Source organism: Prevotella sp. P6B1 (assembly GCF_000702825.1).
In the GTDB taxonomy this organism is placed as follows: domain Bacteria; phylum Bacteroidota; class Bacteroidia; order Bacteroidales; family Bacteroidaceae; genus Prevotella.
The window spans coordinates 344,326-368,946 of record NZ_JNKF01000013.1; the positions used below are offsets into that span (position 1 = coordinate 344,326).

Consider the following 24,621-nt stretch of genomic DNA (forward strand, 5'->3'; position numbering starts at 1 on the left):
AGTTGGTGTTTAAACCAACTCTTTTGCTCTTTCTAATGCTATATTGATGTGCGAGCAAATATTTTCCTCGCCTAACATCTTATCCAATCCCGCCTTATGGAGTACAGCCTGTACTGTTGGGTTCACCCCCGACAGGACAACCTGGATACCCTCGTTCTGGCTCATGGCACAGAGGTTGGTCAGGTTGTGTATACCTGTAGAATCCACGAAAGGCACCTTACGCATACGGATGATACGGACCTTAGGACGCTGGTGCCCCATGGTACTCATCAAGTCTTCGAACTTGTTACCGGCACCGAAGAAGTAAGGACCGTTGATCTCATACACCTCTACGCCCTCAGGGATGGTCAGGTGCTCCAGATTACCCATCTGGAAGTCACTATCTTCCTCTTCTGGGTCAATCTCGTCGCTGATCACCTTCACATCGGTAGTCTCAGCCATACGACGCATGAACAGCAAGCAAGCGCAGATCAGTCCCACCTCGATAGCGATGGTGAGGTCGAAGATGACCGTCAGGAGGAAGGTCACACAGAGCACAATCACATCGCTCTTGGGGTTCTTCATGATTGAGGCAAACGAGCGCCATCCACTCATATTGTAGCTTACGATAACCAGCACACCAGCCAGACAAGCCATAGGGATGTACTTGGCGAGCGGCATGAGGAAGAGGAATATGAGCAGCAGCACGGCAGCATGCACAATACCAGCCACAGGTGTACGACCACCATTGTTGATATTGGTCATGGTACGCGCGATAGCACCTGTAGCGGGGATACCGCCAAATATAGGACTGGCCAGATTGGCCACACCCTGTGCAATCAATTCTGTATTAGAGTCGTGGCGATCGCCAATCACACCGTCGGCCACTGTGGCTGAAAGCAAAGATTCTATAGCACCCAAGATAGCGATGGTAATGGCTGGCGACACCAGGCCCTTAATCACGTCCCACGACAAGGCGGGCATCTCTGCATCAGGCAACTGGTTCGAAATCGAGAATCTGTCGCCAATGGTTTCAATACTCGTCACGCCAGCATACTGCTTCAGCAGCAGTGCAGCTATAGTCATCACGATGATGGCAATCAGCGATCCAGGCAGTTTCTTCAGCACACTGTTGTACTTGGCAATCATTGGCCAGCCAGCAATCACTGCTACAGAGCCAATACCCACAGCCGTACTCCACAGGTCGATTGTGCCGAAGTCGCCAATATAGGCTCCCCATTTCTCAATGAAGTCGCTGGGCACGCTCTCCATCGTCAGACCAAACAGATCCTTGATCTGTGTGGTAAAGATGGTGAGTGCGATACCACTGGTAAAACCTACTACAATAGGATATGGGATATACTTGATGATGGTGCCCAGATGCAGCACTCCAAACATAATCAGGAACACACCTGCCATCAGTGTGGCAATGGTCAGTCCCTCGAAACCATACTGCTGGATAATACCATAGATAATAATGATAAACGCTCCTGTAGGTCCACCTATCTGTACCTTCGATCCACCCAGCAGCGAGATGATCAGTCCGGCTACGATAGCGGTGATGATACCCTTCTCAGGGGTTACACCTGATGCGATACCGAATGCGATGGCCAATGGCAGTGCCACGATACCTACGATGATACCGGCCAGCAGGTCGGTGGTAAACTGTTGTTTGTTGTAGTGCCGAAGTGTCGACAAAAGTTTCGGCTTGAATGCAAATGTTGTCATCATCCTTCTATTAATCTCTATTAATAAACTTGTTATCATGAAAAAACGGCTGCAAAGGTATAAAAAATATAAATCTTCAGCAACTTTTGCATGGTTGTATTCTGAAAAACCTTATTTTTGTTGCCACATATCAAGTCCTGTTTATGGTGTTACTAAAGAAACAATGTCAACTCTACTGGGCAGTGATCGCTGCCCAGTATTTCGGTATGTATCCGGGCGTCGTCCATGCGCTCACGCAGACGGTCGCTGATCACAAAATAGTCGATACGCCAGCCAGCGTTCTTCTGTCGCGCCTGGAAGCGGTAGCTCCACCACGAATAAGTCACCTGTTCAGGATACTTATAGCGGAAACTGTCAGTAAACCCTTCGCCCAGCAGTTTTGAGAACTGCGCGCGCTCCTGATCAGTAAAGCCGGCATTCATGCGGTTGGTCTTGGGATTCTTCAGGTCAATCTCCTCGTGGGCCACGTTCAGGTCGCCACACAGGATGACGGGTTTCTTGGCATCGAGCCCCTTCAGATAGGCACGGAAGTCGTCCTCCCATGTCATACGGTAGTCCAGTCGTTTCAGTCCGTCCTGCGAGTTGGGTGTATAGCAGGTCACCAGATAGAAGTCGTTCATCTCGAGCGTGATGACGCGCCCCTCATGGTCGTGCTCTTCGATGCCGATGCCATAGGTCACACTCAGCGGATGGTGCTTGGTAAAGATGGCGGTACCGCTGTAGCCTTTCTTGTCGGCATAGTTCCAGTAGCTCTCATAACCTTCGAAAGCCAGGTCCAGCTGCCCTGCCTGCATCTTTGTTTCCTGCAGACAGAAGAAGTCTGCGTCGAGTGTTTTGAACACCTCACTGAATCCCTTACCTTCACACGCCCTCAGGCCGTTCACATTCCAGCTTATCAGTTTCATATTTCTTCTTTAATTCTATTCTTATATATACATACGCCACTATAACCAGTAGCAGGATAGCCGCGAGCAGCATTGCCACAATCTTCAGTTCGTAAGCCAGCACCTGCATGTCAATCAGTCCGCATGGCACCACCGTCACCATCATCCAGTTGGTATATTTAAGTGGTGTGTAGAACAGGTAGCAGTCCTCGCCCTTGAACAGGTAGCGTTTGTCGCTCTCCAGACTGCTCAGTCGACCTCCTTTCATTTCTTCCAGCAACAGGGCACGCTCCTGTGGTGTATGGCCTTTCACATAGTCGTAGAATATGCCTCTCATCAGATGCCGCTCATCAGGATGGGTAATAAACGTGCCGTCGTAGTTGATGATGAAACTCTGCGACTCCAGGTCGAGCCACTGGTTGAAAAAGGCGCTATGGGCATTATAGGAACTGTCAGTCTCAGCCAGTTTGTCTGTCAGCCAGTCGAGCGATATGTCGGCTCCCAGCACAGCCACTGGTCTGCCACTCTTCTCGTGTATGGGCACCATATAGGCAGCCAGTGGAGTTTTGTTGTCGTAGCCATCGTAGAAGGGTTCGCTCCATTCAGCCGTATCACCCTCGATCACGCTCTTGAACCAGCGTTCGTTCAGGTAGTCAAAGTCCTTGTCGCCCTTCTCGTCAGTCAGTATCTCCTCTGGGTTCTCTGGGTTGCGCCAGGCAAACGGGCAGTACTTATGTCCCTTTTTGCGGTAGTAGTCCTTGATAAAGTTCATGCCGCAGCTATGCACACGGTTTCCCTGCCTCACAATACGTGCCATCACGTCCACCTGCCCATCGGGCTTGTCGAGGGTCTGTTCTATATAGTACACATTGTTTGTAACCTGCACATACACATCCGACAGCACCCGTCGCGTGTATTCATAGTTTATCAGCATCTTGTGGTGATAGGTCTCGCAATATAGCGCCGACATTTTCTGCGACGTATTCGTGAATATCAGATACGACACCCCAGCCATCAAGACCAGCCCCCATACCAAGAGTCTGACGGCAATCTTCCTTGCTAATGATTTCGGTTCTTTCTTCATATTGCCCATTCTTTAGTTTTTTTTCTCGAAGTGCTGGCACTGCCCCCTACAGCACCAGCACTTTATAGATGTACAGATCATAAAGATCTGCGATGTCTACTTCTTTTCAGCCTTGGCAGCCTTAGCCTTGGCAGGCGCCTTCTTGGCAGCAGGCTTCTCAGCCTTGGCAGCAGCTTTGGCAGCAGTCTTCTTGGCAGGCTTCTCGCCCCCCTCCAGCTTCTCAATCTTAGCCTTCAATCGGGTAATCTCCTTATCCTTCATCTCAATCTCGTCGCCCTGGTTCTTGATGGTAGTCAGCAGACCTTCGAGCTCATCGTTATCGATGTCGAGTGGATAGAGAGCGTTTACTCTGTTGATGAAGTCGCCCAGGATGTTCATATAGTTGGTGAAGGCATCAAACGGTCCGCTGTAGATACCACGGTCCAGTCCTACGTTAGAGGGCTTGGTGGTCATGAAGCGGAAGTTGTTCGAGGCCTGCAGATAATCCCAGTCCTGATTGATGCGGGGATCGTTGGCGATACGCAGACGATCGGCCACGCTGTAGAGCTTATTGAAAGCCTCGCGCTGCATGGCGTTACCCAGCCAGCAGCTCACGTCGCGCTCCTCGTCCACCCATGAGAGTGTGTCAGGCACATCGAGCTGACTCACGCTCTTGCAGGCCTTGCATATCTCCGTAGGTGTAGAGAAGATGATACCCTTGGCCTGAGCCTGTGCAGGCAGCGCCTTCAGGAAGTCGAGGATATTGCTCGACAGTGGCTGGGCGATACCCAGAGCCGAGAGTTCCATGAAGATATTGATGATCTGCTCCTCTTCAGGCAGACGTGCAATGCGGTCGATATAGGCATCGGCAAAGAGTGGATAGCCATCCCACTCCGAGTTGTTGAAGCGCAGCGAGATATCGTCAGAGAGTTCGATGTCGCGCAGCAACAGCTTCAGGTTTGGTGCCAGATTGCAGTGATATACATAGTGCGGACTCTTCCAGCCGAGCACGTGTTTGGCCCCCTCGGTGAGCATACCCTTGAAGCCCATCGATGCCACCTGGGCACCGATATCGTCGCTATAGATGAGCGAAGAGTTACGCAGCACGGTTGGCTTCTTGCCAAACAGCTCCTCAATCTTAGCACACTGCTTCTTCACATCGACAGCAAACGAATCAGGGTTGGCCAACGACGACAGGCCGTGGCTGTAAGGCTCAGCCAGGAACTCCACGCAACCAGTCTCGTTCATGGCCTGCAGCTTCTCGAGCACCTGTGGAGCATGCATCTCCAACTGCTCGATACCAGTACCTGAGAGACTGAATGCCACCTTGAAGAACTTGCCGTGCTCCTTGATCATGTCGTGCAGGGCATTGAGCGCAGGCATGTATGAGCGCTCGGCGATATCGCTGATGCTACGCTCGTTCTCGTAGTCATCGTAATAATAATGATCAGTGCCGATATCGAAGAAACGGTAACGTTTCAGATGAACGATCTGATGTATCTCGAAATATAAACAAATTGTTTTCATAACTTTACTTTTTTACCTTTTTCCCTTTTTACTTTTTTACCTTTTTACCTTTTACTGTTCCCAGCCGAGGGTACGGAGATAGAGTGTACGGATCCATGCCCCCACCTTCTCCCACGTAATCTGGTCAACCTCCTTCTTACCCTCGTCCTTGAGGTAGTTGAAGAGCGACTCATTGTGGCAGATAGAGTAGATGGCATCAGCCAGTGCGTGGATGTCCCAGTAGTCAACCTTGATACAGTTATCCAATATCTCAGCGCACCCCGACTGTTTCGAGATAATCGAAGGCGTGCCGCACTGCATGGCCTCGAGCGGCGAGATGCCAAAGGGTTCACTGACAGAAGGCATGACATACACATCAGAGTTCTTCAGGCACTCGTACACCTGCTTGCCGCGCATAAAGCCAGGGAAGTGGAATCTATCGGCAATACCACGCTCGGCAGCCAGCTGGATCATAGCGTCCATCATATCACCCGAGCCAGCCATACAGAAACGCACGTTGCGCGTACGGTGCAGCACCATGGTAGCGGCCTCAACAAAGTACTCGGGTCCCTTCTGCATGGTGATACGTCCTAAGAAGGTAACCACCTTCTCCTTGCCCGTATGGTCGGCACGTGGAATATCCTGATACTCCTGAGGCAAGGGGTACACAGCATTGTGAACGGTGAAGCACTTGCGTGGGTCCTGATGATACTGGTTGATAACCGTCTGACGGGTCAGCTCGGATACACACATAATGCAGTCGGCCCAGTCCATACCGTTCTTCTCGATGCTGTACACAGTAGGATTCACCTTACCACGCGAGCGGTCGAAGTCGGTAGCATGTACATGGATACAGAGAGGTTTGCCACTCACCTGCTTGGCATGTATACCAGCAGGGAAGGTAAGCCAGTCGTGTGCGTGAATGATATCGAACTCCTCGGCACGTGCCACCTGTCCGGCAATGATCGAGTAGTTATTGATCTCCTCGTGCAGGTTGCCAGGATAACCTCCAGCAAACTCCATAGCACCCAGATCATTCACATTCATATAATTAAAGTCGGCGTAGATATGGTCGCGCAACTTGAAATAGTAGTCGGGGTCCATAATATGGCCCACGCGCTGCTTCACATAGTCCCAGCTGACGTCGCGATAGGCAATGGGCACAGCGTTCATGGCAACGATACGGCAGGCGTGCTGGCTCTCATCGCCGAAGGGGTGAGGCAGGCACAGCACCGTCTCGATATCGCCCTGAGCCTTCAGGCCCTCCGAGATACCATAGTTAGCGGTGGCCAATCCACCGAATACATGAGGAGGATACTCCCATCCAAACATTAATACTTTCATAGCGTTTCCTCCTTACTTTTGATATGAATATTTTTCCATCAACTTGAGCGTGCGGAGAATCTCGGCCACGTTCATGGCAAACGACATGGCGCCACGTCCATGGAATGGCGGGTTACCGTCGAACAGCTCAGAGATGGTGCCGATGGCATGATAGTCCATCTCGTCCTCATAGCCCACCATCTGTCGCTCCACGAAACTCAGGCGCGAACGCTTGTATAGCCTCAGACAGGCCTCCAGGTAGAATCCGCCCAGCCAAGGCCATGCAGTGCCCTGGTGGTAGGCATAGTCGCGCTGCGTCTGCGGCCCCACATAGATGGGGTTATAGCCGCCGCTCTTAGGCGACAGCGAGCGGAGTCCCTTCGGTGTGAGCAGCTCGCGCGTACAGATATCAACCACGCTTTTCATCTGCTGCTGGTTCAGTGGCGAGTAGTCGAGCGCCACAGCGAATATCATGTTGGGGCGAACACTCCAGTCCATCATCGTGCCATCCACGTAGTCGAGCAGATAGCCGTACTCGTTGACGAAAGTCTCAATAAACGATTCCTTCACCTTGGCAGCCAGCGCCTCAATCTTCTCGGCACCTGCCGTATCGCCCTTCTCGCTGGCCATCAGTGCGCAGAACTTCAGGGCGTTGTACCACAGGGCATTAAACTCTACGATATAGCCGGAGCGAGGCACCACGGGCCTGCCGTTGGCAGTAGAGTTCATCCAGGTCACAGCCTTATCCTTTCCGTTCGAGTAGAGCAAGCCATTGTCATCCAGGCGCAGGTTGGGATGCTTGCCATCCAGAATGTACTTGATAATCTTGTGCAGCAGCTTGCCGTACATCTCAAAGCACTTGTCACGGCCCACCTCCTTGGCGTATTGCTGCATGGCCCATACGGCCCACAGGGGCACATCGGGCTGTTCCATCTCGTAGATCTTGCCACTGAGAGGCTTCTCATCCATAAAGGCGCGCAGGTCGCGCTCAGCGGTTTTCATCACCTTCTCGAAATAGTCGGTCTCGCCGATAGCGAGGGTCAGTCCCGGCAGGGCGATGAATGTATCGCGGGCACGGCACTTGAACCAAGGATAGCCAGCCAGCAGATAGCGGTCGTGGTTTTTCTCCTTGCGGTGGAACTGGTGTGCGGCAGTCACTAAGCAATGGTAGAAATTATCGCGTGGCACACGGTCGTTCACCTCGTCGTCGAACAGTTTCTTCATGGCCGATGGCTTGATGGCCGAAGTCGATCCCGAGAAGATGATGCTCTCGCCCTTCTTGATAGGCATGTCGAAATAGCCAGGCACGTAGAGGTCCTCGTTCGAAGCGTAGCCACGCTCCTGCTCCTTAGGATACTCTACGCCACGATACCAGTCGGGCTGGAAAACGAATTCATTTTTCTTTGAGAACTGCATGTACAGATCGGGGTAGCCGGCATACATACAGGTTTTGATACCGTTATCAACGGTGCTGTACTCTCGACTGGCGGTGGCGTTCTCATGGGTAAACTGTCGCACGCTGCGGAACGCCAGGAAGGGTCGGAAACGCAGGGTGGTGGCCGAGTGGGCATCAACCAGCGTGTAGCGTATCAGGATACGATCCTCGTAGTGCTGGAAGATCACCTCCTTCTTCAGGATCACGCCGCCGACACGATAAGTAGTAGTAGGCACCTTGGTGGCATCGAACTCACGGATGTACTTGTGTCCGTTTGGACTGAAATTGTTGCCTTGATACTTGTGCAGGCCGAGGTTGAACTCAGCGCCATGCTGGATCACCGTGCAGTCGAGCGATGATAAGAGCACGTGGTTCTCATCGTCGAGCTCAGGCACAGGCACCACCAGCAGTCCATGGTATTTGCGCGTGTTACAGTCTACCAGTGTAGAGCTGCTGTAGGCGCCCGAACGGTTGGTTCGGAGGAACTCACGGACCAGACTTTCCTGCAGGTTAGTCATCACAGCTTTTTCTAAACGTAGATAGCTCATAGTTCCTGTCTAAAGGTATTTATTAGTGAATATTCAAGTTTGATTTTCCAAAGGTAGGCATTTTTATGCATAGAACAAAGGAATCAAAACCACATTTAACAATTATTGATACTTAAAGAAAAAGGGCGCACACTGTTTGCGCACCCAATCTCTTAATTTGGTATCAAGAAATTTACAACTTCTTGTTCCACGGTAATCCGGTAGGATCCCACTGGTGTTTTCATCATACGCCCGTCGATGCCCACGATGGCTTTCTTGGCATAAGTCACCTCCACCTCCTTGGTACGATAGGGATGCACGCTGCGGTGGTTCAGGAAGCGGCCTGTCACCAGCAGCCACAGTCCCTCGATGAGTTGCACCACCTCGGGATGGTACACCACACTCACGTCGAGCATGCCGTTATATGGCACAGCATTAGGCGTTTGGCCATAGCCAGGCCCCGAGCCTATGCACACGGTCATCACCTTGCGTTCAATCACGTCGCTGTTTATCTTCAGCTTCATCTTGTACTCCATGCGGTGGAACAGCATGACGAACACCGACACCAGGAAAGAGAGGGTGTGCGAGCCGAACAACCGACGGGTCTGACGGCGCAGATTCATAATGTCGGCAGTCAGTCCGATATTAATACAATTCAGGAAATAGCGATGGCACTTGGCACCCAGCTTGTTGGTATAGCGTATGCAGCCCAGGTCGATCTTGCGCACGCGGCGCTGCATCAACCAGTCGATGGTCTGCTCTATCTTGTCATCATCGAAATCCCAGAACTTGGCGAAGTCGTTAAGCAGACCGTTGGGTATCACGCCGATGGCTATCTCGTCGCGCACAGCCTTCTCCTCCATCATCAGGCAGTTCACCGCATCGTTGAGTGCCGAGTCGCCGCCCACAATGACAATGGTCTTGTAGCCGTTCTGAATCATCATCTTCACCAGTCGTTCCACACTTTCAACCGTTTCGCTCTGCACAAAGTCGTAGAGCACATGACGCTCGTCGAGCGCCTTCTGGATTCTCTCCCAACGCTTGCGCGAGTTGAAGAGTAAGCCGGTCTTTGGGCAATACAATATGCCCCATCTTGTTGTTTCTACTGCCATAGTTATTTATTGAACTTTGAACTTTAAACTTTGAACTTTAGGATTTCATCTATCTTTGCCTCCATGGGGAGGGTGGCATCAATCCAGTGGATGGTAAATCCACGTCGCTCCATGCCACGGAACCACGTCATCTGCCGTTTGGCAAACTGGTGGATGGCAATTTCCAGCCTGCTGTACATCTCGTCGAACGAGAGCTGCCCTGTAATATATTCTGTCAGGAATTTATACTCCAATCCATAGTAAATCAGGTCTTCAGGCGCAATGCCTTCGTCGAGCAGATGTCGCACCTCGTCCACCATTCCCTCGTCTAATCGTGCCTTCAGTCGGCGGGTAATTTTCTCGCGCCTCAGTTCGCGGTCGATATCGATGCCGATGATGAGCGAATCCACTGGCGGCAGTTCCCTGCGCGGCACGGGGTTCTCCAGGTTATACGTCTCGATCTCAATGGCGCGTATGGCACGCTGGCACGAGTCCACATCTGTCTTGTTGTGCATGTTCGAGCCTGTCCTGGCCTTCAGTTCCTCCAGCATCTGCGTGAGCTCAGGCAGGGTCTTGCCCTCTAAGCTGTCGCGCAGCGCCTGGTTCTGCGGCACGGGCGACAGTTTATAGCCCTTCAGCACCGCCTCGATATACAGGCCCGTACCACCACACAGAATGGGCACTGCTCCCCTACTCTGTATGTCCTGGTAGGCATCATAGAAGTCCTGTTGGTATTGAAACAGGTTGTATTTCGTACCCGGCTCGCAGATATCTATCAGGTGGTAGGGAATATGCCATGTTCCATGGTCCATGTTCAATGTAAAATCGGCCAGGTCCTTACCCGTTCCGATATCCATCCTACGATACACCTGGCGCGAGTCGGCCGATATCACCTCGCCCCCGATGGCAGCCGCCAGGTGGGCCGCCACAGGCGTCTTGCCCGAGGCCGTTGGTCCTAATATCGTGATCATTCGTTTCATCAGTTCTATATCTCTAATCAATCTCTAATCATTTTGTCTGCAGGCACAGCGTTATCTCACGCCGCCTCCGCCGCCGAAGCCCGAGAATCCGCCTCCGCCGCCACCCCACGACGAGTGTCCGCCACCGCCGCTGGCACGATGCTCGCGCGCCGCCTTGGCAGCCACCGCACTCGAGGTGCTGCGTTGCAGCGTCGAGTAGATGATGGGCAGCGTCATATCGTCGGCCATCTGAGCAGCCACACGGTCCATATCAAAGTAGGCCGGGTTCACCTCCCTCATCTCTTTGATCACCTTATCGGCGATACCGAATAGCGTGGCATAGATCATATAGTCCTTCCACAGTGTCACCTCCTTCAGTTCGCGCTCATCCAGCAGCGTAAACTCCTTCAGGAACTTACGCAGACCGAACACCTCGTTCACGCCCTTATCCGTGGGAGGATACTTCGACAGATCCTTCTTGGCGTGCAGGGTGGTGACAAACTGGTCGATAGCGCTCTGGTGTGTCCTGCTCTTCATATACTGTTTCAGCTCCCATGGCTCCAGCACCCTATCGCTGCCAGCCGCATCCTTGAACATCTTGTACAGCTGACGCATCAGCACAGGTTGCTTGTCTATAGCCTCATAGTCGTGCATCACAAAGTTCGGTTCCATCTTCCCTTTTCTGTTAGGATGTGTTTCGATGGTGATGATACCCATGCTGATAAGTTTCAGGATACAGGCCGACATCAGGTTGTTATAATCCGCATTGAAGTACTTATAGGCGTTCAGTATCTTGTTAGCCTCCTGCAGATTGCCGTCCAGCGGCACGTCGCGATACCACAGCAGGTTCTTGTTAAGCACATGTTTGGCATGCCACACACGGTATATGCGCCACACCAAACCGCCCACAACCAACAGGGCTGCGCCGCCGTAAAACAGTATAAACAGGAACCACTCAAAGGGGCTCATATCCTCGTCGTCGCTGTCCACATAGTCGCTGCCCTCAAAAGCCTCGCCCTTCTTCTGCTCGAATGTCTCCTCCTCCCAGATAGTAGGCTCAAACATGCTTTTGGGGAATTGTGCCATCAGAAACAGGCCCGCCTCGCTGTTCATGGGTTTAGTGGTCTCAGCCAGTATAAAGCCATTCTCAAACCACAGCTCGCCCTCGAACCTGAAGCCCCAGATGCCACACGAGTCCTCACGGATCACCATCGTGCTGTCGGCAGTAGTAATCGCCACACGGGCATGCTCCGGTTTAGGCGATACCGTCGTGTCGAGAAACACGTGTCGCAAGGCACAGGCATCCGGATAGCCGCGCACCAGTCCCGTCATGATATAAGTGGTGGTGTACGTGCGTTCGCCCTCTTCGCCCAGTCCCCAGCACAGCTCAAAGCCATGCTTGGTGGGCACGATGCCGCACTTATACTGTTTCCAGCTGCGACTCTGGTTCACATCCCAGTCCGTGTTCACAAATGGGGTGCCCGCCTCGTCAGTCACTGTCAGGTCCTTGATCACGCTCTGCCCCATATTCTTCAGCCCGATATAGCACTCCGTACCCTCGCTGTCGATGGTCATCTTACGGGTTTCTGTAATCAGGGCATCACCATTCTTATAGAGCACCACCCGAATATCCAGGTCGTGCAACTGCGGACGGGCCAACAAGTCAATGGCCGTGAGCAGTAATACCAAAATTATCAGTTTAGGCTTCATTCCAGTGTGCAAAGTTAGTAAAAAATCGGCACGGACAACGCGGAAGCGATGCTTTTTTTCGAAAAAAGCGTAAAAACGCCCCGTTTATCCGCGAAATCCATACCAAAAACCGCCAGCCAAGTACTTCTACTTAGTTAGCGGTTATCTTTTTCTGGTATAGTCCTTCACGGCTATTCGTAACGCTTTTCAATCACATTCCAGTCGATAATCTGCCAGAGAGCAGCGAGGTGGTCGGGACGACGATTCTGATAGTCCAGATAGTACGCATGCTCCCAAACATCGAAGGTCAACAGCGGCTTCAAACCCTTCTGAATGGGATTGGCCGCATTCGTCTCTTGCGTAATCACCAGCTTGCCATCCTTATCGGCCGACAGCCACACCCAGCCTGAGCCAAAGAGCGTTGCCCCACCTTTTTGGAACGCCTCCTTGAACGCCTCGAACGCCCCGAAATCGCGCACGATGGCCTCTGCCAACTTTCCCGTAGGCGCATTGTCGGCCTTAGGCGCACCATATTGTCCAAAGTACAGATTGTGGTTCAATATCTGTCCCGCGTTATTCAGCATACCGCCAGATGCCTTGCATACAATCTCCTCCAAGGGTAATCCCGCCAGCGGGCTCCCTTCCAAGAGGGTGTTCAGGTTATTCACATACCCCGCCAGATGCTTCCCATGATGAAACTCCAGCGTCTGCTTACTAATCACCGGCTCCAATGCGTCTATCGCATACGGTAGCGCCATCAATTCAAACTTTCCCATATCATTTTCTGTTTTTAGATTAAACATATTTTCCTGGGCAAATATACGAAAACTTTCCAAAAGGTTGTAACGTTACAACCTTTTTAACGTTTTTCTCATAAAAAAAGGCCGATTTCCATCAGAAATCAGCCCTTTCTTGCCCCAACATACTAACTACTTCTTTGCTACAGGATAATATCCACCTGTCTTGTCGGAATCTCGATGCTCAATCAAAGCCTTTTTCCGCAAAGTCGTCAGTTGATTCTTCACAGTGGTGGCAGGTCTTCCCAAAAGTTCAGCTATTTGCTTCGTATTCAGTCCCTGATTTTCGCACACCACAATATACAATTGCTTCAAGCTCTCGCTTAGACTTTTTACAGAACCATTTACAGGACCATTTACAGGACCATTTACAGGACCATTTACACCCTCATCCGTCTTTCCCGTAGTCTTTCCCGTAGCCCTACGGAAAACTATTCTCACAAACCCGCCATTCACCTCGTACTCAGGCTCTGGCACGCCCTGTGCTTTGCAGGCATCCACCATACGGCTCACACCCGATCCCCAGCTCTCCAAGAACGACGACCTGTACAGCACCTCTGCTATCAACGGGTTATATGGGTACGATGCATGCGAACTCTTAATCGTAGCTGGTGTCAGGTCAAGCGGCAACCGCCCTGGGTTCTCTATCTCCACGCGATCGTCATACACTGCGATACTTGGCGTCAGATTGTATTTTTCCAGCTGCCTATGGCAAAGCGCATTCGTCAGGGCCTCACGCAATGCCTCCGCCGGGATCTCCAGTTGCTCCTCCTTTTTGAAACCCACTATCTTGCCGCTCAGCGATAGGTGCTTAAACAAGAAAGCCATGCCTGCATCCAGCAAATCAAAGAAGTTGCCACTAGCCTTTCCGCTATCCACAAACTCATTCTTGTTCGTACCACGAAAGCGAGCCAGTCGCAACCCCATCTGGGTGTATCCTCCCAGACTCTTGCCAAACAGCGCCAACGCACCGTTCATCACCTTTCCGTCACGCATCAGGTTCCACTTACCCAGAATCGATTCCAAGCTGTCACCCCCAGCCGTTGCAGGCATACGTCCACGCTCCACGCCCAGACGCACAGCCCCACGAATCCGTTCCTCATCCAGATCAGCCAGTGTCACGCCATCGGCCACCTGTCTTTCCCAGGCAAACTTCTCCGGCTTTGCAGCTCGCAGTCGCTCCTCATATATCTCCTGAGACATCACCTGCGTAGTGCTCTCATACTTGTAATAAGGGCATCCACGATACGTGTAAGGCATCTGCCCCCACTTCCACCCGTCAAAGTGAATGGCAATCAGCTGGTCACCATCCCTGCCAGGAACGTCGATATACTCAGGCTTCGCCTCTACCGCAGGATATAGTCCCGTCAGTGCCTGAGCTATTTCCCTTTGCGTATTGTCAGTCACTTGCTGTCCGAGAATTTTCAACGACGTCGGTGCCACACCGAATACCAGCCATCCGCCATCCGTGTTCAAGAATGCACAGGCAGAGTGCATACCATCCTGCAACTCACCCGTCGTCTTCTTCAACTCCAGGCAGCGATGCTCATCCTTCTTTACAAGCTCTTGTATCTCTTCAAATGTCATAATCACTATTTAGTGGCGTCAAAGTTACAACATTTTTCGTAAAACCCAACCTTTTCACAAAGAAATCTGCACTTTTTCATCATTTTCTGCATTCTTCCCTCTTCCCCCCGCTCCACCCCAATGCCCCATCGGGGCTAAATAACATAGCGTAGGGCCTCGGCCCTATGGTTGATGGGGGGCCATCACCCGTCGCCCCTGTAGGGGGCTCATACACCCCCCTCATTTAATATTCTTTTCACCTCATTCATATCCATCACTGGCGTATTCTTACTCTTTATCTTCATATCCCAGTTCTCAATATACCAGTTCAGGTGAATAAACTTCTTCCTTCTCCATTTAATCCTCTTCTCCATCTCGGCCTTAACCACCTGCCAATTATTCTCCGAAACCATAGCTATTTCCTCAATCGCATTCAGCACAAACATATAATCCGACCGGTGATATCTATCTAATTCTGCACAGTATATCTTCATCAACCACGGTAGGGCTTCCAACGTTTGATAGTGCATCGGTACGCTGTAATTCAACATCTCTGTATGCTTAGCCAAATATTTCAATCCCACAAGGCTGCCTTTTGCTAATAGAATTCTCAGCGCCTGATACTTTCTATCTGCATTTATTCGTCCGAACTCTTTCTCAACTCCTTTTCTCACGAAATCATCCAATTCATTGTCGTTAGAAAGAAGCTCATAAATATAAAGACGCTTAATGGCATCACACTGTCCCATAACCTCTTTACTCATTACCTTCTGTTTCGTTACAGGATTTTCTACCAGCGCTTTTATAATGCTGTATGCGGGATCATCATCTCTCATTACCTGCATCCATCCTATAACCCTTTGATATTCAGAAGCTATATTATTCCTCACAAGGTATACGCCCCAAATCTTCAAATTCGGTTCTGCAAGCACATTTCTCTTATCGAAACACTCTTTGAGGGCATTCAGCAAAACATACTTTTGATCAGAAAACTCTTCTACGATGAGATCAAACAGTCTGAAAGTTTTTCCTGATATACTATCATCCTTTAAATGTATCGAACAACTTGAATAAGGAAGCAATTGCAATAGCAGAGCCTTGTCAATTATTACCTCCCGATGGAGCAATGCAGAAATAGCTGCATTTTTTGAGTGATACCAATAGTCATAGGGCGAAGTTGCCAATTCATGCAGCCATTCAATGGTTGCTCTAGTAAAAATTACTCGCTGTTTTTTCGTTACAACCACTTTACTATAGCTACTATGCAGTATATTCATAGTAGCCTCAACCATCATATATCTGCATTTTCTTTCGTCTAACACGAATTTCTTCACGCCTTCTACATTCAGCAGTTCATCTCCTCCCGTATGCTCATGTAGAATCTGGAGGGCATATTGATTTACCTCATCTATCTCATCACCACCAAATTCTATCTTTATTTTTCTTAACGCCCTGATGTCATCTTTGTTTTTCGGTGCTTTTTCCTCTAACAACTTCAGAACTTTCGATTTAAACGTCTCATAATCCATCAGTTCATCATAATCTCTTTGATGAAGCAAATCCCATTTCGACAGTTTCTGCGGGTCTCTCCAGTAGTTAGGATATCTATTCTTTTGGATTATTTGTATTTCATTTCTCATCTCATCGGTGGCATATTGATTTATCCACGATAGCAGATTATATCCTTCAAGGCTGTTCTGTTGGTTTTGAGAGTCTACGTATTCCAACTTTTCATCATCCAAAAGAAGAGCAACGCAGTAGGCATATGCCCCCGCTAAATTCCATTGCTCACTAAAATTCTTAGTTTCATCCTGTGCCGTCAGAATCTCTTTCAACCTGTTTAGTGATTGTTCAAAATAATAATCTGTCGTTCCTGTTTCTTTAAAGAACTTAACAAACACATCCATCCTCTCATGTTTCTTTCCTTGTCTCTCTTCTGTTATATCTATTAAGATATCGAAGATGAAATCTGGAATTTCCGGAATACTCTTTGTCTGGCATGCTGCTTTATCCAATAGTATTTCCATGGTTCTATGATAGTCCCTGCTATCACTTCCATCAGTATAAAGGTGATTCTTAATATCACGTACCAACTGCTTTATCACTTTCTTTATATTATCCCATTGTTCCACTTTCTGATAAGCATATAGCAATTTATCTCTTGAAACAATGTTCGTACATCCATTACCACCATAATCATGGATATATACTCCAAATTTGATTATCTCGTCAATGTATTCTTCCACAAGATTTGCTTTCAGCACATAACTCACAAATTGTTTGGCCACATTCGGCTGTTCGTTATCCTTTATTATCGTCAAGATTGCATCTACTGTGTCTCTGTTCAATAAACTTTGGTTTTCTAACACCTCGAATAATACATAAGCGCTCTCTTGTTTTTCAATAAACCTTCCGAACACATTTAATAGCAACGATTTCAATTTTCTTGCCACATTCGGTTCCAACATGCCCCATTGCAGATATCTCAGGCAAAAAAGCATGTTTACCAAATGATTATCCATCTCTTTCTGTGCCCGCAACTCTTTCATCAGATACTTCAGAGTCTCGTCAGAATATCCAAATTTCATGAGCTCTTCATAATGCGAAGTAACAAAATCCCCAAATCTCAGATTCTTGTTCTTACACTCTTCTAGTATCTCTTTGAAAATCGCGTGCTTTTGTGCATTATTAAACATGCCATCATCCACGTAGAGCACTAATTCTTTATTAAACTTTACTATCCAATCCATTATCTGGTCTGCCATCACCATATCCTTAGGCAGCATTGATAGTAACAGTGCTATCGTGTTATACCATTCATTTCTAACCTCTGCTGTATGATGATAGCACGACAATTCCTTAACCCTTTCTATATTATTACACTTCAGCAAGTATTTTGCCACGAAATATTCTTTAAAGGAGTTGTGAGCAAACCCATAATGGATACCGTCTGAAGTCTGTAGCAAACTTGTTCTTAATGCCCGATCTATGGTTTCTTTATCATCATCTACCAAATCCATAAGGTCATCAAGCGGTAAACTTTTTACTCCCATTAATTGGAATGCAACGGCTATTCGTTGAAGCATCTGCCAGCCTTTTCTTTTCATACATGCATACATCTTCAACCTCTTCTTTTCCTCATTTTCCAACATCGAGATTATAAAATAATCATATAGTTCCGCCTTGTTTTGGGGTAGCACATCCTTCTCGTCATAGTAATCTGCCATTGCTTTCAAATAGAAAGGCACTCGGTAGAATTCATAATACTTATCATCATTTATCTCGTCTATCAGATTCTCAAATCCGCGGTTCTTCAGATATTGAAAAGCATCTTCCCTTGATAAAGCATTTAATCTCAAGGGCGTAAATCCTTCTAAAGTCAATTCACCTTTAAAATTCGAACGACACGAGAGTATAATATGAAGATAGGGATGTCCTTTTGCATATCCATTAATCTCCTTATATAGCTTATTTCTCTCTTCGCCATCAAATTTCTCATCTAGTGCATCAATAATCAGCACCATTCCCATATCGTGCTCAGTATCCAAAGCAGGCAAATTCTCATTCATGTTGTCATACTCACTCACCTCATAAAGCACCGGTATATACTCTCCGCTCTTTTTCAGTTCATATGCCAGATTTTTAAGTTCAAAGGTTTTACCTGTCTGAGCATCCCCATAAAGTATAAACTTATTACCCTCGCATTCAGTATTTCCAAGTATAACATCAGTCAGTTTGTACGACTTCACGTCACCATGTTCTAATATATACCTAAGGTAGTCTTTATTATTAACTATCTGTGTACAATAACGCTGAATATAGCCGTCAGGCCTTTTTACATCCCTATTCCCCTTGTTGTGCTGCGACAATTTATCATTCACCTGTTCAATCAGTAATGTTTGATTCTCAATAGTGCATGACAATCTAGCCACCTCATCTATAATCTCCTCAATACCTATTTCAAGTTTCTTTCCGCGTAATTTATCCAAGAGCCCTCTTGTTTCAGGTTTCTTTGCCAATTCATCCTCAAACAATTCAAATAGTTTCTCTGTAGTATCTTCTTTCAATCCTCTACGTTGCAAAACATATTCCGAGAACTTCTCAAATGTATCAAGTGTATACTCATCATAGGCCTTCTTTACATAAAAATGTGCATCCCATTTCTTAAAAGCCTCATCATATGCCGACTTAACTGGATCTTTTTTAAGTTTCTTTACTACCATATTGCAAACCCAATTAAGTCCTCTGGCTGATAAAGTTTTAATCAGCCATTCTTTCCATCGGATACTAACTATCAACAATAACCATTCCATACGAAAACCAATTTATTAAGGGCAAATATACAACTTATTCTTCAATCTTTCCGATATCATATCAAGTTTTTTAATCTTTCTTACGTCAAACAGCCCTATATTAACCAAGAAAAGCCAGCACCCGGCTGACTTTTCCTTTATTTTATTCGTATTGATTCTTCCTCCTATACTGCTCGCACATTTCCAACAGTTTCTTGAACTGTTCAATCCTATCTTCTTTCAACTCCCCCGCATTCATCTGCTTCCGGTTATGCTTCATCCACGTATACAGTCGTCTTTCCCCAAAATCATATTTGGAAAGATTCCTACGGTTCTTTTCAATAAAGGCCATTACCTCATTGTAATTTGACATCCAACGTTCTTCCTGTGTCATAACCTTCAATCAATATATTCTCACGTGAACCTCTCTACGAGTTTTCATCTGATATCAATGTCCTAAGAACTACCGATTCTCTGCAATGGTACTTAATCTATCGAGGTCATTTCCTAAACCACCCATTATCATATTATCCACCATTCTGCCATATTTTGTCTGCAATAAGGCATTATTTGATTTCTTTTCTATTGCCTCTAAATAATCCATGAAAAGTTGAACGACATCAATTCTGACCCTCATATCCTTCTTACCATTACTCTTCTCTGGAATAGGGAATTTTTGAACTAGACTTTCATAAACTTCTTTCTCGAATAAAGGCGTGTCTTGCAATATTAGTTCAACATAATAAAACCTATTTATCAATTCAGTCACATAATAATGTCCCTTAGCTGTTATTGTTATTGAGAATGTTTCTTGTGGCAAATTATTCCAGCTAATATCAGATAGTACTTTATCTGTCTCTATAAAATTATCCGTCAATAGTGACTCCAGCTCTTTATTAATAACATCTTCCCTATAGCCATAATCCAAGAATTCTTTTAGTAGATCGCTATAATTTATGAATTTATTTATATTGCCTTCAAAAGACAGTTGTTCATCGAGTACTTTTAACAGGTAGTATTTAATAAAATAATCAGAATTAGGACTTGATGGGTAGAGTATATTTTGTATCTTACTAGACCTATGATTATAATACAACTTATTTTCCAATGCTATTGTTTTTACAAACTCATGAATAGGTATAGTAATGATATGATCACCTTTGTTAAACAACACTCTCAATACATATTCAGACACATCTGTATAACCCGAAATCAGGAATGTCTTAAACAAATTAAGCCCTTCTCTGATATTAGGGAAACTCATATGTCTTAAAAAGTCTAATATGGGAGCATTCTTTTCGCCAAACAATGAGCTTTCTATTCCAGTAAAGAATTCTTCAATTTTATCTTCGTTAAGCATATATTGTTTGTCCCTAATGGGACCTGTAAACGAATGGTTTTTACTGAATTGAATATTCTTCACCAAGTAGTTAAGCCTTTTCTGTAACACTTGTCCATAATCTGGCGCTGCAATATGATACGCATTACTTATAAAAGCATTAAAAGGAGGTCTGTTCCTCCAGTTATAGTAATACCCTTCTCGTAATGAAATAATTACGCCAAATCTAGCTTGTGTATTCAATGAGCATGCGTTCAAATATACTTGTTCTTGAATCTTGTCGCTTAATTGATCGGCATTATCAAAAATCACCACTATTCTTTTATGAATTTCTCTAGTAAGATACTTGTTAATCGCCATGAAATGTTCTTGGCTATTACGCATTTTATCTTTAAAAAACGATGCCAACTCTTTTTGATACTCACCTTGATTGTTTTCAAAACTATATCTCCATACCCCCTTCTTGTTTTGATTAATTTCTCTTATATAAATACGTTCTAAAACCTCCAACGAGTTGATATTGAGTTGTGGGTATTTATCGCTAAATTGAATTAGTAAATCTTCATAGATATTCTCAAAATCAACACAATCCGCTCCTGTGTAGTATTTCATTAGGTTGACAAATAAGTACGGATTGTCTTTCAAATTTTTCCCGTCTGATTCATTCTTGAATAAAAAGTTCAGAAAAGTCGTCTTGCCAGCTCCTCGAGAACCAATAATTATAATTGGTTTGGGGGTTGCAGAGTTTGAGGATTGCGACGGGAAGTTTTCAATCTCATCCGTAATCTGGTGACTTATACTATCGGAGTTAACAGCTTTTACCACTTCATTTAATTTGGGCGGAGTGTCACGAAACAATCCTCTCAATTCTCTTTTGTTTTTTATTACCTCTTTGTTTTCGACATAACACTCTTTTATGAACTCGATATCATCATCCTCTTCATTGGAATTAAAAATATCTCCAAACACCTTGTCTATAATTGGTGCGAGTTTCGCCGAAAGGTCATTTCTTACTATTTCATTATCTTTATTCAATATAGATGATAGTACTGTTTTTGAGAATGATATCTCTACATCGAACAACTGTTTTATGCCACAATTCCTAATAACAGACTCTTTAGAAAGCGTATTCCAGAATTCAACATAATTATTGAGAATGTCTTCAACTCCGTTATAAACTATACAGTTATTCTCTTTCCAAGGAATACCGTTTGTATTAATGAATTTGGCTATGATATATTGTTTTCCATTTGTAACTACACCAATATCACATCCACAGTCATCTAAATAATGGCGAATTTGATTTATTACATCTTTATTGGAAGAATAAATTGCATTAAGCTTGCATCTTCTCTTGCTTTGATTTGGCAAAATAAGGTCATTAAACTGTCTTTTGGCTTCAATAATCAGAGAAAAGCCAGCTATCGATATTTTGTAGTCAAAATAACCGCTGTCAACGTGACCTTCTCTTCTTATGTCTGCTTCATCCCATCCTAGCACATCAATCAAAACAGTATCAATAAGCTTTGATCTTGTGTCAGACTCCGACATATTAATAGATTTATATGTCTCGAAATTATTCACGAACTCGTCGAAATGTTCTTTTGACTCGTCAAACGTTATTGTATTCATAGTTGTTTCCATAATAATTATCTACCTTCTATTTTGTCCTCTCCCTTTAAACCACAAAGAGGCATAGCCTCATCAGCCATACCCCTTCAACAATCCTTATTCTTTCTTCTTCTCCGTCTTCGTATCAACCTCATTCACGACTGTCCTCTGCGCAGCCCCTGCTATCGCCTGCCCCATCTGTATCTGCATCATTACACTTTGATATGCCTCATAGTTCCACATCAGATAGGAATCCCACAGCCCCATGTCTATATCCTTAATAAGCGTATCCAGCTTTTCCTTTATCGGCTGTCCGTTCTCATCAAAATACATCTGGTCACGCACCTGTTCCCTCAACACCTGTATAGCCTTGAATTCTCCAAGTGTAAAAATACGGCTAAGGTCATTCATCGGCTCCTTAAACTGCTTCGTTTCTGGATTAATCACCATCTTCGACAGTATCTCTTTGACATACTTCTTGCCAGCATTCCTCATAGCGAACAACGTGTAGTTAGCAGCAAAGTACGTGTCAGGATCCTGATAGAACAAATTATCACAATACCCCTTTTCAATCTGAAACACAATGCCGTCTATCTCATCCTTGTCAATCACCTTATCAAGGAAATGAATCTTACGAATATCAAAAACCTCATTGGCTGGTACGCCCATGGGGATGCCCAACTTATGCAGAGCCACTATCACCATGCGTTTTTCTGTTATAGAAAGCGAAGTGTTAAAATCACTCTCAGCGTTCATATACGATTGTTTTGAATACTTCTTAATCACATCCAAAGCCTTTATGGCAATGGCGCGCACTTTCTTCATCTTATAGTCCTCACGCAGATTCAAGAAGCGTGCTCCACTATAAGTACCAATCAAGCCGCCAACTAATGCAGTCAAGAAAGCAATTATTATCTCATTCATATATTTACCTTTAGTTTAAATTACAAAGTCCATCTAACCAATTTCCTTCAACACCCCCGCCGGCACATACGCTATCGCCACGCTCGCCACACCTTCTATCTCCACTACTACCCTCTTACACCTCTTCACTCTCCTTATCACGCCCGTCACGCCCTCAAACACGCCGCCCATAATCTCCACGCGCTTGCCTTCCTTCCCCACGACAGCCTCCTCATCCAGAAACATCACGCTGTCGTCAGTCCGCGAAGCCACCCGCATAAAGTTCTCCATCTCCCTATCCGCCACAGTCATAATGGTGTGTCCACAAGCAACCGTCCTGTCCATCATATACCTCAGCGGCTCCAGCACCTCGTTCGTCCGCTTCAACTCGCTCACCCGCTCCTGCGTCTCCCGCACAAAAATCAGGTTGTTGATCGCCGGCACCAGCATCCTCCGCAGTTCCGTATCCCCGTCACTCTGCGATTCCACCACCTTATACCTCATCGGCACAAAGTTCTCGATTCCCAGCCTGTCCAGCTCCGCCTTCACCTTCATCTCCCGCTGATACGTCACCCTCATCGGAAACCACGTCTTGGGGTCACCACACATCCTTGTGTCGCGTCCCGATACATTTCCCGTTTCTTTCGTCGTCATCATATCACTCTGGTCTTCAGTCGCTTTATGATTTCAACCCTAGAGTCCATATCACCATGGAGTTTTATCATTACGCCACAAATATACGAATAATATTCTAATTAAACCTTATTCCTGCAACTTTTTATCTATTTTTCTTCTCTTTTTCTCAAAAACCATGAAAACGCCCCTGAAAAGACTCTTTTCAAAAGCGTTTTGCATTGGATATAGACTATAGACTAGTGGGCGACAGATTCTGCCCGATGCTTCTGACTAAAAATCGCCCGACGTAGGCACCTGTCTCCTTGTCAGATGTGGCAGATTATTTATTTGTATTCGCCGCATCTATTTGTTGCTGCTGTGATAATACCCTTTGGAATGCATTTGCCATTTCTATCTGCGACTTGGCATTCTTATACATTTCATAGTTTCCAAAGAGATAATTATCCCACAATCCCAAATCTATCTCATGTAATATTTGGTCTATCTTTTCTGGAATAGCGTTACCGTTTTGATCATAGAGCACATCAAAACAAGCCTGTTCGTGCAGATAGCGTAAAGACAAATACTCACCTAATCCAAAAGTTTTAAACCAATCAGGATTATAAGTTGTTTGTTTTGTCTCACTATTTTAATGACTCTTTGCTAAAACCTCTCTTACATATCTTTTTCCTACTTCTCTGACAGTAATGTATTGACGATTCGCGCCAAAATAGCTTTCGGCATCAATAAAGAACAAATTGTCACAATGTCTTTGATTGATTTGGAGTACAATCCCATCTATTTCCTTCTCGTCAATGATTCTATCAGCAAAATGGATTCTATGAATGTCAAAAGCTTCTTTAGCAGGAACAATAACAGGAATACCTAATTTTTGCAACAACACAATAATTGTTCTTTTTTCAGCAATAGTCAAATCCGTATTAAATTGATTCTCAGCATTAATATAGGATTGGTCTTTGTAATGTCTAATTGCTGATATCGCTGTATCGGTACCAAGTGTAACACTGTAATCGGTACCATGCTAGCGCTGCAATCGGTACCGTCCGTATCGCTGCAAACGGTACCATGATCATCGGCTCTGCCTTACTGGGTGCAAATATAACTATTTTTTCTTTTTCTGACGCATAGAATCACCTTTTAATTCAATTTTATTCGCATTTGACACCAATCTGTCCATGATGGCATCGGCCAGAGTGGGATCTCCGATGTAGTCATACCATTTATTTATAGGTAGCTGAGAGACGATGATAACGGACTTTCTCTCATACCTCTCTTCCAAAATCTGCAGCATGG

At 46.2% G+C, this 24,621-nt stretch carries 19 protein-coding genes; all 19 read right to left on the reverse strand.

Features of this window, described 5'->3' with window-relative positions; translation table 11 throughout:
- Positions 1–9 precede the first annotated feature (9 nt).
- On the reverse strand, positions 10–1,707 hold the full coding sequence (locus T495_RS0110700) for a SulP family inorganic anion transporter (RefSeq protein WP_033148696.1): 1,698 nt from the start codon (positions 1,705–1,707) through the stop codon (positions 10–12).
- A 152-nt stretch (positions 1,708–1,859) separates the two neighbouring features.
- On the reverse strand, positions 1,860–2,612 hold the full coding sequence (locus T495_RS0110705) for an exodeoxyribonuclease III (RefSeq protein WP_033148644.1): 753 nt from the start codon (positions 2,610–2,612) through the stop codon (positions 1,860–1,862).
- Positions 2,569–3,675, reverse strand: a complete 1,107-nt coding sequence (locus T495_RS0110710; protein WP_197018808.1) for a cache domain-containing protein — start codon at positions 3,673–3,675, stop codon at positions 2,569–2,571. Before T495_RS0110710 ends, T495_RS0110705 begins: the two co-directional genes overlap by 44 nt.
- A gap of 96 nt (positions 3,676–3,771) precedes the next feature.
- A complete protein-coding gene (locus tag T495_RS0110715) occupies positions 3,772–5,181 on the reverse strand; it encodes a glycoside hydrolase family 57 protein (protein WP_033148646.1) in 1,410 nt (469 codons plus the stop codon).
- A gap of 51 nt (positions 5,182–5,232) precedes the next feature.
- Positions 5,233–6,504, reverse strand: coding sequence for a glycosyltransferase family 4 protein (locus tag T495_RS0110720; protein WP_033148647.1), 1,272 nt, complete (start codon positions 6,502–6,504; stop codon positions 5,233–5,235).
- Positions 6,505–6,516: 12 nt separating this feature from the next.
- A complete protein-coding gene (locus T495_RS0110725) occupies positions 6,517–8,466 on the reverse strand; it encodes a glycogen debranching enzyme N-terminal domain-containing protein (protein WP_028903093.1) in 1,950 nt (649 codons plus the stop codon).
- A 152-nt stretch (positions 8,467–8,618) separates the two neighbouring features.
- The gene (locus tag T495_RS0110730) at positions 8,619–9,557 is read right to left on the reverse strand and encodes a diacylglycerol kinase family protein (RefSeq protein ID WP_028903092.1); all 939 of its coding nucleotides are present in this window, start codon (positions 9,555–9,557) and stop codon (positions 8,619–8,621) included.
- A 23-nt stretch (positions 9,558–9,580) separates the two neighbouring features.
- The gene (gene miaA / locus T495_RS0110735; protein ID WP_051522998.1) at positions 9,581–10,516 is read right to left on the reverse strand and encodes a tRNA (adenosine(37)-N6)-dimethylallyltransferase MiaA; all 936 of its coding nucleotides are present in this window, start codon (positions 10,514–10,516) and stop codon (positions 9,581–9,583) included.
- A 51-nt stretch (positions 10,517–10,567) separates the two neighbouring features.
- Positions 10,568–12,205, reverse strand: coding sequence for a DUF2207 domain-containing protein (locus tag T495_RS0110740; RefSeq protein ID WP_033148648.1), 1,638 nt, complete (start codon positions 12,203–12,205; stop codon positions 10,568–10,570).
- 170 nt (positions 12,206–12,375) lie between these two features.
- Positions 12,376–12,960, reverse strand: a complete 585-nt coding sequence (locus T495_RS0110745) for a superoxide dismutase (protein WP_033148698.1) — start codon at positions 12,958–12,960, stop codon at positions 12,376–12,378.
- Positions 12,961–13,113: 153 nt separating this feature from the next.
- Entirely contained in the window at positions 13,114–14,568 is a 1,455-nt protein-coding gene (locus T495_RS0110750; protein ID WP_051651999.1) for an ATP-binding protein, read from the reverse strand.
- A gap of 206 nt (positions 14,569–14,774) precedes the next feature.
- On the reverse strand, positions 14,775–18,770 hold the full coding sequence (locus T495_RS0110755; protein ID WP_155993588.1) for an NACHT domain-containing NTPase: 3,996 nt from the start codon (positions 18,768–18,770) through the stop codon (positions 14,775–14,777).
- A 232-nt stretch (positions 18,771–19,002) separates the two neighbouring features.
- Entirely contained in the window at positions 19,003–19,233 is a 231-nt protein-coding gene (locus T495_RS0110760; RefSeq protein WP_033148650.1) for a helicase associated domain-containing protein, read from the reverse strand.
- A gap of 69 nt (positions 19,234–19,302) precedes the next feature.
- Positions 19,303–21,729, reverse strand: a complete 2,427-nt coding sequence (locus tag T495_RS0110765) for a P-loop NTPase fold protein (protein ID WP_155993590.1) — start codon at positions 21,727–21,729, stop codon at positions 19,303–19,305.
- A 177-nt stretch (positions 21,730–21,906) separates the two neighbouring features.
- Positions 21,907–22,713 carry a hypothetical protein gene (locus T495_RS0110770; protein ID WP_051652000.1) on the reverse strand — a complete coding sequence of 269 codons (807 nt, stop codon included), beginning with the start codon at positions 22,711–22,713 and terminating at the stop codon, positions 21,907–21,909.
- A 33-nt stretch (positions 22,714–22,746) separates the two neighbouring features.
- The gene (locus T495_RS0110775) at positions 22,747–23,349 is read right to left on the reverse strand and encodes a UpxY family transcription antiterminator (protein WP_051652001.1); all 603 of its coding nucleotides are present in this window, start codon (positions 23,347–23,349) and stop codon (positions 22,747–22,749) included.
- A gap of 298 nt (positions 23,350–23,647) precedes the next feature.
- Complete coding sequence (locus T495_RS15285) at positions 23,648–23,890, reverse strand: hypothetical protein (RefSeq protein ID WP_155993592.1); 243 nt, start codon at positions 23,888–23,890, stop codon at positions 23,648–23,650.
- A gap of 66 nt (positions 23,891–23,956) precedes the next feature.
- Complete coding sequence (locus tag T495_RS15290; RefSeq protein WP_155993594.1) at positions 23,957–24,241, reverse strand: hypothetical protein; 285 nt, start codon at positions 24,239–24,241, stop codon at positions 23,957–23,959.
- Positions 24,242–24,430: 189 nt separating this feature from the next.
- Positions 24,431–24,621: ATP-binding protein (locus tag T495_RS0110785; RefSeq protein ID WP_033147644.1), on the reverse strand; the 191-nt coding region annotated here is incomplete at its 5' end.

Coding starts and splice junctions, on each gene's coding strand:
- T495_RS0110700 (WP_033148696.1), bottom strand. CDS start 1,707: ATGACAACATTTGCATTCAAGCCGAAACTTTTGTCGACACTTCGGCAC.
- T495_RS0110705 (WP_033148644.1), bottom strand. CDS start 2,612: ATGAAACTGATAAGCTGGAATGTGAACGGCCTGAGGGCGTGTGAAGGT.
- T495_RS0110710 (WP_197018808.1), bottom strand. CDS start 3,675: ATGAAGAAAGAACCGAAATCATTAGCAAGGAAGATTGCCGTCAGACTC.
- T495_RS0110715 (WP_033148646.1), bottom strand. CDS start 5,181: ATGAAAACAATTTGTTTATATTTCGAGATACATCAGATCGTTCATCTG.
- T495_RS0110720 (WP_033148647.1), bottom strand. CDS start 6,504: ATGAAAGTATTAATGTTTGGATGGGAGTATCCTCCTCATGTATTCGGT.
- T495_RS0110725 (WP_028903093.1), bottom strand. CDS start 8,466: ATGAGCTATCTACGTTTAGAAAAAGCTGTGATGACTAACCTGCAGGAA.
- T495_RS0110730 (WP_028903092.1), bottom strand. CDS start 9,557: ATGGCAGTAGAAACAACAAGATGGGGCATATTGTATTGCCCAAAGACC.
- miaA (WP_051522998.1), bottom strand. CDS start 10,516: ATGAAACGAATGATCACGATATTAGGACCAACGGCCTCGGGCAAGACG.
- T495_RS0110740 (WP_033148648.1), bottom strand. CDS start 12,205: ATGAAGCCTAAACTGATAATTTTGGTATTACTGCTCACGGCCATTGAC.
- T495_RS0110745 (WP_033148698.1), bottom strand. CDS start 12,960: ATGGGAAAGTTTGAATTGATGGCGCTACCGTATGCGATAGACGCATTG.
- T495_RS0110750 (WP_051651999.1), bottom strand. CDS start 14,568: ATGACATTTGAAGAGATACAAGAGCTTGTAAAGAAGGATGAGCATCGC.
- T495_RS0110755 (WP_155993588.1), bottom strand. CDS start 18,770: ATGGTAGTAAAGAAACTTAAAAAAGATCCAGTTAAGTCGGCATATGAT.
- T495_RS0110760 (WP_033148650.1), bottom strand. CDS start 19,233: ATGACACAGGAAGAACGTTGGATGTCAAATTACAATGAGGTAATGGCC.
- T495_RS0110765 (WP_155993590.1), bottom strand. CDS start 21,729: ATGTCGGAGTCTGACACAAGATCAAAGCTTATTGATACTGTTTTGATT.
- T495_RS0110770 (WP_051652000.1), bottom strand. CDS start 22,713: ATGAATGAGATAATAATTGCTTTCTTGACTGCATTAGTTGGCGGCTTG.
- T495_RS0110775 (WP_051652001.1), bottom strand. CDS start 23,349: ATGATGACGACGAAAGAAACGGGAAATGTATCGGGACGCGACACAAGG.